Source organism: Streptomyces griseorubiginosus, from assembly GCF_017614965.1.
Lineage (GTDB): Bacteria > Actinomycetota > Actinomycetes > Streptomycetales > Streptomycetaceae > Streptomyces > Streptomyces griseorubiginosus_B.
Genome location: NZ_WVUG01000665.1, coordinates 1 through 1,088 on the forward strand (window position 1 = coordinate 1; position 1,088 = coordinate 1,088).

A 1,088-nucleotide genomic window follows, 5' to 3' on the forward strand; every position below is an offset into this window, starting at 1 on the left:
CTACGCGGGTGCGCGGCCCCGCCGCCCCGGCTACTCGGCCCCGCGCTGAGCCACAGGAAGGACTGCGGCCATGAGCACGACCACCAACGGTGCCGGTCCCAGGACGTCCGGCGCGGCGCCGCTCCCCGAGCTGGAGGGGGAGTGGGAGAACCTCTACGAGGGCGAAGGCGCCCTGCAGAACGAATACGAGAACGAGTACGAGAACGAGTACGAAAACGAGTACGAGTACGAGGGCGAGAGCGAGTTCGCGGGCGAGTTCGAAGGCGAGGAGTTCCTGTCCTCCCTCGCGGGACTGGCCGGCCGGGCGGCGCGCTCGGCACTCGGTGCCCTGAGCGGCGGGGGATCGGAGCAGGAGTATCTCTTCGAAACGGAGGGCGAGTTCGAGGAGGAGTACGAGGAAGAGGGCCTGCACCACAGGGAGTTCGAGGAGGAGTTCCTCCACGAATACGAGGAGGAGGGCGAGTTCGAGTACGAGTCCGAGGGGATGACCAATCCCCTTCGGCGAATTTACCCGGACGCCCTGATGGAGCACCTGGGACATGCCGCCGCCGAGGCGGAGTCCGAGGAGGAGGCCGAGGCGTTCATCGGCGCACTGGCGCCCATCGCCGTGGGCCTGGTGCGCCGGGCCGCGCCGGCCGTCATCCGCCACGCCCCGCAACTGGTCCGTGGCCTCGCGGGCGTGACCCGCACCCTGCGCCGCAATCCCGCGACACGGCCGCTGGTCCGGGCGCTCCCCACCATCGCCGTACGCACCGCCGGCAGCCTGGCCCGGCAGGTGGCCCGGGGCCGTCCGGTCACGGCGCGCTCGGCCGCCCGCACCCTGGCCGGCCAGACGGCGGCGGTCCTGTCCGACCCGCGCAGGCGCCGTGCGGTGCTGCGGCGAGCCCGGACCATGGACCGCCGGTACCACCAGGCCGTACGGTCGGGTGCTCCCGGAGTGGCGCCGGTCTCGGCGGCCGCCGTGCGCTCGGTGGCGGCGGTCCCGACGGGCGTGACCGGCCCCGGACCGTACGGACGGCCGAGGGTCGTCCCGGCGACGCACCGCCGCCGGTACGGGCCTCGTCGTGTGGCCGCCCCTCCCCCCGGCC

1 protein-coding gene is annotated in these 1,088 nt (G+C 73.6%); it reads left to right on the forward strand.

What is annotated here, in order from left to right:
* Positions 1 to 70: 70 nt before the first annotated feature.
* On the forward strand, positions 71 to 1,088 hold a 1,018-nt coding region (locus tag GRC12_RS44600; protein ID WP_208786117.1), incomplete at its 3' end, for a hypothetical protein.